This is a genomic window from Stenotrophomonas terrae (assembly GCF_039674165.1).
Taxonomy (GTDB): Bacteria; Pseudomonadota; Gammaproteobacteria; order Xanthomonadales; family Xanthomonadaceae; genus Stenotrophomonas; species Stenotrophomonas terrae_A.
Map to the genome: position 1 here is coordinate 125,723 of NZ_JBDJMY010000007.1, position 6,377 is coordinate 132,099.

The following is a 6,377-nucleotide window of genomic DNA, read 5'->3' on the forward strand; positions in this document are numbered from 1 at the left end:
CCATGATCGAATTGTCATTGCCCCAAGCCGAGAGCACCGACCTGCTGGGTCAGGCCTTGGCCCAGACCCGGCCCGCGCAGGCGGTGGTTCACCTGCAAGGGGATCTTGGTGCCGGGAAATCCACCCTGGCCCGCGCCCTGTTGCGCGCGCTAGGCGTACAGGGGCCCATCCGCAGCCCTACCTACACCTTGATCGAACGCTATCCGCTGGAAGGCGGCGAAGCCTGGCATCTGGATCTGTACCGGATCGGCAATGCCGGCGAGCTGGATTTCCTTGGCCTGGACGACGCCAGCGCCGACCTGTGGTTGATCGAATGGCCCGAACGCGGGGCGGGCGGCCTGCCGCCGCTGGACCTGCTGGTGGCCTTGGAAATCGATGGCCATGGCCGCCGCGCGCAGCTGCAGGCACATAGTCCGGTCGGCGAAGCCTGGCTGCAGCGGCTGCGCAAAACGCCCCACTTGCAGGGGCTTCCTGCCCTGTGACTACAGGAAGTTACGGCAGGTTGCGGATTATTAAGGGAAAACATGTTGCAATTAGCGAATTCCGGTGATTGAATCCGCTCATGACTACGGGAAACCGCCTGTTCGCTTTGTCTGTCGCCGTCGCCGGCCTGTGCCTGGCCAGCGCTTCCGCGTGGGCCGGTGAGATCCGTGGGCTCGGGCTGAGCGCCGGCGCCACCGGCACCCGCGCCGAGATCCAGCTGGCCGGTGGTGGCAGCTACAAGACCATCAGCCTGGCCGGTCCCAACCGCCTGGTGATCGATTTCCCCGACTCCACTTCCGTGCGCGGCCTGAAACTGCCTGCACCGGTAGGTGTGGTGACCGCAGTGCGCACCGGTAATCCGGTCGCGGGCACGTTCCGGGTCGTGTTCGACCTTGCCGAGTCCGTGGCTGCGTTCAAGCCGCAGATGCAGGGGCAGGGCGCCGAATCCAAGCTGCTGATCGAGTGGCCGGGTGAAACCGCGCCGCGTGCCGGCGCGCCGGCAGCTGTTGCTGCTGCTCCGGCTGCAAGCGCACCGGCCGTGGCTGCGCCAGCGTTGAACCCTGCGCCGGCCACCCCGGTAGTGAATCCCGAGCAGGCGCGCGCCGAGGCCGCCCGCGCTACCGCAGCGCTGACTGCGGCAGTGCGCCAGCAGGCCACTACGCCGCCGCCGGCACCGGCCCAGGCTGCGCCCAGCCCCGCGCCGGCCGTTGCCAGCGCTCCTGCAGCAGCCAGCCCGTCCGCGGCGTCGCCGGCAGCCATTCTCAATGGGCAGGGCACGCCAGTCCGCACCACGATTGCCACCGGTGTGCCGACCCCGATCACGCCGAATCCGGCAACCGCTGCGGCGGCTGCTCCGGTTGCCGCTGCGCAGACGCCTGCGCCGCGTCCGGTAATGCCAAGTGACGCGTCACGAATTCGGATGGCGCCGGGCATGCGCAATCTGGTGGTTGCCATCGATCCGGGCCACGGCGGCCAGGATCCGGGAGCCGTCGGGCCTACCGGCAAGCGTGAGAAGGACGTAACCCTGGCCGTTGCGCGTGAGCTGGCCCGCCAGGTCAATGCCACGCCGGGCCTGCGCGCGTACCTGACCCGCGACACCGACGTATTCATCCCGCTGCCGATGCGAGCCCAGCGTGCGCGTGCTGCCAAGGCTGACATCTTCATCTCGATTCATGCCGATGCCGCGGAGAACCGTTCGGCGACCGGTTCTTCGGTCTATGTACTGTCGACCAAGGGCGCCTCCTCGCAGCGTGCGCGCTGGCTGGCGGACAAGGAAAACTCGGCCGATCTGATCGGCGGTGTCAGCCTGACCCGCACCGAGGGCACCTTGGCCAATGTGTTGCTGGACCTGGCACAGAGCGGCTATATGAAGGCCTCCGAAGACGCGGCCGGGCACGTGCTGGGCGGGCTCAAGCGTATCGGCAACAATCACAAGCCGAACCTGGAGCGCGCCAACTTCGCCGTGCTGCGTACCTCGGACATGCCGGCGATGCTGGTCGAAACCGCGTTCATCTCCAACCCGGATGAAGAGCGCCGCCTGATCGATCCGGCCTATCAGCGCCGTATCGCCGGTGCCGTGCTCGATGGCGTGCATACCTTCTTCAGCCGCCAGCCGCCGCCGGGCACCTTGTTTGCCGCCCGCGCCCAGGCCGAAATGGATGCTGCAGCCGGCACCGTTGCGGGTGGCAGCAAGTAAGGCAGCATTTGCTGGAAGCCCGCTTCTGACGCGGCGTGAAGCTATGAGACACATGAAAACCGATGCCAGCAATGCTGGCGTCGGTTTTTCTTTTTGTAGGAGCGGCGGAAGCCGCGAAGCCCCAGCCGCGTAACGCCGCATCGGCTTCGCGGCTCCCGCCGCTCCTACAAAGGCCCGCCCCGGGGCGGGGGCTGCAAGACCTTCATCAGCCAGCATCGATATCGGTGTTGAGGCCGCGCTCGGCTATCATCGTGTGTATGCATGATGTCAGCCTGATCCCCCTCAAATCCTCGTTCATCTACCTCGGCAAGGCCCTGCAGTTGCCTGGCGGTGCGGCATGAATGCGATCCGCCCCCTGCCGGAAATCCTGATCAACCAGATCGCCGCCGGCGAAGTGGTTGAACGGCCCGCTTCGGTGGTCAAGGAGCTGGTCGAGAACGCTCTCGACGCCGGTGCCACGCGCGTGGATATCGATCTGGAAGAAGGCGGTGTCCGCCTTATCCGCATCCGCGACAACGGTGGCGGTATCGCCGCCGAGCAGTTGCCGTTGGCGGTGTCGCGGCATGCCACCAGCAAGATCGCCAGCCTGGATGATCTGGAATCGGTAGCCACGCTCGGTTTCCGTGGTGAGGCGCTGCCATCGATTGCCTCGGTCAGCCGCTTCACCCTGGCGTCGCGTCGCGCTGAGGACGAGCACGGCTCCGCACTGCAGATCGAAGGCGGCAAGCTCGGCGAGGTGGCACCGCGTGCGCATGCGCCGGGTACCACGGTGGAAGTACGCGAGTTGTTCTACAACGTGCCGGCACGGCGCAAGTTCCTGCGCGCCGAGCGTACCGAGCTGGGGCACATCGAGGAATGGCTGCGCTCGCTGGCGCTGGCGCGTCCTGATGTCGAACTGCGGGTTTCGCACAACGGCAAGCCATCGCGGCGCTACAAGCCGGGTGATTTGTATTCGGACGCGCGCCTTGGCGAAACCCTGGGCGAGGACTTCGCGCGCCAGGCCTTGCGCGTGGATCACAGCGCGGCCGGGCTGCGCCTGCACGGCTGGATTGCGCAGCCGCAGTATTCGCGGGCCAGTGCCGACCAGCAGTATCTCTACGTCAACGGCCGCTCGGTACGCGATCGCAGCGTCAGCCATGCGGTGAAGATGGCGTACGGCGATGTGCTGTACCACGGCCGCCAGCCGGCCTATGTGCTGTTCCTGGAGCTGGACCCGACCCGGGTCGACGTCAACGTGCATCCGGCCAAGCACGAAGTGCGTTTCCGCGATTCGCGGCTGATCCACGATTTTGTCTATCGCACGCTCAAGGACGCCCTGGCCGAAACCCGTGCCGGCATGGAGCCGACTGCGGGTCAGGCGCATCCGGCCGATCCGCAGACACAGGCCGCACCAAGTTATGCCGGTGCAGGCGGCTATCTGTTGTCGCGTCCAGGCGGTAGTGCGGGCGGCGGCGGTGGCAATGGCAATTGGCAGGCGCGGCAATCGCCGCTGGGCCTGCAGGTCGCTGACGCACCATCCGCGTATGCCGCGCTGTATTCACCGGTCGAGGGTGGCGCTGAGGTTTCGCGCCAGGCCGATAGCGGCCCGTCGTTGCCGCCTACCTCCAATGATGCCGGCGTGCCGCCGCTGGGCTATGCCATCGCACAGCTGCATGGCATCTACATCCTGGCCGAGAACGCTGAAGGCCTGATCGTGGTGGACATGCATGCCGCCCATGAGCGCATCGGCTACGAACGCCTGAAGAACGCACATGACGGCATCGGTCTGCACGCGCAGCCGCTGCTGGTGCCGATGACCCTGGCAGTGGGCGAACGCGATGCCGATACCGCCGAGCGCGAGGCCGCCACTCTGGCGGCACTGGGCTTCGAGGTAACCCGTTCCGGCCCCGGTTCGCTGCATGTGCGCAGCATTCCGGCCTTGCTCGCCAATGCCGAGCCGGAAGGCTTGCTGCGTGATGTGCTCGGCGATCTGCGTGAGCACGGCCAAAGCCGGCGCATCGCCACCGCGCGTGACGAACTGCTATCCACCATGGCCTGCCACGGCGCGGTGCGCGCCAATCGGCGCCTGACCCTCCCTGAAATGAATGCCTTGCTGCGCGATATGGAAATCACCGAGCGCTCCGGGCAATGCAACCACGGCCGCCCCACCTGGGCGCGCTTTTCCTTGGCTGAAATTGATCGCTGGTTCCTGCGGGGGCGTTGATGAAATACCTATTGGGGGGCGCGGCGCTGATCGCCGCGATGCTGCTGGGCGGCTGCGGGGATGATGCGAACAAGGCCCAGCCAGCGGCACAGGTCGATCCGACCTTCGAGCGGGACAACGGTCTGTGGCGCGAACAGCGGCTGACCGAACTGCTGGCGCCCGATGGCTGGACCAGCCTGGTCGGGCTGCATTGGCTGGATCTGAAGGCGCATTACATTGGCAGCGGCAGTACCAGCGGCATTCGCCTGGCGGCGGGGCCGCCACGGATGGGGCTGGTCACGCGCGAGGGCAAGGCATGGTTCTTCGCACCGGAACCGGGTGTGTCGGTGAAGGTCGACGGGCAGGTGGTGAAGGGCCGCATTCCGCTGCACAGCGACCACGCCGAGACACCGACGGTGATTCACTTCGACGACGACAAGGGCAGCCTGAGCCTGATCGAACGCGGCCCGCGTTTCGGGCTGCGGGTGAAGCATGCCGATGCACCGGCGCGCGCGCAGTTCAGCCATCTGGATTATTGGCCGGCCGACCCGAGCTGGCGCATCACCGCGCGCTTCGTGCCGAACGACGTCAACAAGACCTTGCCCATCGTTGATATCACCGGGCTGACCACTGAACTGGCCAATGCCGGCGCCATCGAGTTCGAACGCGATGGACGCACCTGGCGGCTTGAAGCATTGGGTGATGCCGGGCGTCCGCTGCAGGTGATCTTCGCCGACCGTACCAGCGGCCGCGGCAGTTATGCAGCGGGCCGCTACATCGATCTGGACGTGCCCAACAGCAAGAGTGAAGTGGTGATCGATTTCAATCGCGCCTACAACCCGCCGTGTGCATTCACCCCGTTTGCCACCTGTCCCTTGCCGCCGCCGGAGAATCGTCTGGACATGGCAGTGGAGGCCGGTGAAAAAGCCTACGCCAAGCCAAAGCAGGAGCCGGCCGCATGAGTTGGATCAAACGTTTGGGGTTGTTGCTGGCCACCGGCCTGTTGATCGCAACGCCGCTGCTGGCCGCCGCGGCAACGCCAAAGGCGGGCAAGCAACCGCCGGTGCCGCTGTTGTGGAAGGTCACCGGTGCGCAGGGCAGCGAGCTGTATCTGCTGGGTTCGTTCCACCTGCTCAAGCCCGATGATTACCCGCTGTCCAGCGACGTGGACCGCGCATTCACCGGTGCGCAGCGGCTGCTGTTCGAGCTGTCGCCGGAGGAGATGAACTCGCCGGAGCTGGCCACGCAGATGATGCAGGCCGCCTTGCGCCGCGATGGTCGCCAGCTCAAGGACGATCTGGATCCGGCGACCTGGCGGCAACTTGAAGCCTGGGGTGCGGCCAACAACATGCCGGTTGATCGGCTGGCCGGTCTCGAACCCTGGTTCGTGGGGCTGACCGTCAGCATCGCGCAGATGACGCGGCAGGGCCTGGATCCGAAGTCGGGCCTGGACCGGCATCTGATGGAGCGCGCGGCGCAGGCCAACAAGCCCACCGCCGGCCTTGAAAGCGCCGCCTCGCAGATCAGCATGCTCGACAGCATGAGCAACGACGAGCAGCGCCAGCTGCTGCGCGAGGCGCTGGAGCAGGTGGAGAAGGGCGACGAGCAGAGCCGTCAGCTGCACGATGCCTGGCGCCGTGGCGATGACGTGATGCTGTGGCGGGACATGGCCGCGCAGATGAAGCGTGAATATCCGGGCCTGTATCAGCGCATCAACGTCGAGCGCAATGACGCCTGGCTGCCGAGCTTGAAGCAGTGGCTGCAGCCGGGCCGGGGCAACACCCTGGTGGTGGTCGGTGCGCTGCATCTGCTGGGCAGCGATGGCGTGGTGGAAAAGCTGCGCGCGCAGGGCTACAAGGTCGAGCGGATCTGCAGCGCCTGCAAGCGTTGAGTGCTTTTGGTTTTGCAGCTTTTGTAGGAGCGGCGTTAGCCGCGAAGCAGACGATGCCGGATAGTCGATTAGCGTGGCGGCGTAAGCCCCGCCCACAAAAAAAGGAGCAAAAAAGCCAGCCCCCC

The 6,377-nt window shown here is 66.2% G+C and carries 5 protein-coding genes; all 5 read left to right on the plus strand.

The genetic code is table 11. The features are described 5' to 3' along the window. Positions 1-2: 2 nt before the first annotated feature. The 5 genes from tsaE to ABE493_RS05205 all read left to right on the plus strand — a co-directional run bounded on the left by tsaE (position 3) and on the right by ABE493_RS05205 (position 6,252). Entirely contained in the window at positions 3-482 is a 480-nt protein-coding gene (gene tsaE / locus ABE493_RS05185) for a tRNA (adenosine(37)-N6)-threonylcarbamoyltransferase complex ATPase subunit type 1 TsaE (protein WP_346497900.1), read from the plus strand. 80 nt (positions 483-562) lie between these two features. Then, a complete protein-coding gene (locus ABE493_RS05190) occupies positions 563-2,179 on the plus strand; it encodes an N-acetylmuramoyl-L-alanine amidase (RefSeq protein ID WP_346497901.1) in 1,617 nt (538 codons plus the stop codon). 337 nt (positions 2,180-2,516) lie between these two features. Continuing rightward, positions 2,517-4,382: a DNA mismatch repair endonuclease MutL gene (gene mutL / locus ABE493_RS05195; RefSeq protein ID WP_346497902.1), complete on the plus strand. Its 1,866-nt coding sequence runs from the start codon at positions 2,517-2,519 to the stop codon at positions 4,380-4,382. Next, positions 4,382-5,323, plus strand: coding sequence for a DUF1684 domain-containing protein (locus ABE493_RS05200; RefSeq protein WP_346497903.1), 942 nt, complete (start codon positions 4,382-4,384; stop codon positions 5,321-5,323). The genes mutL and ABE493_RS05200 overlap by 1 nt, the downstream gene beginning before the upstream one ends. Further along, positions 5,320-6,252: a TraB/GumN family protein gene (locus ABE493_RS05205; RefSeq protein WP_346497904.1), complete on the plus strand. Its 933-nt coding sequence runs from the start codon at positions 5,320-5,322 to the stop codon at positions 6,250-6,252. Before ABE493_RS05200 ends, ABE493_RS05205 begins: the two co-directional genes overlap by 4 nt. Positions 6,253-6,377 lie beyond the last annotated feature (125 nt).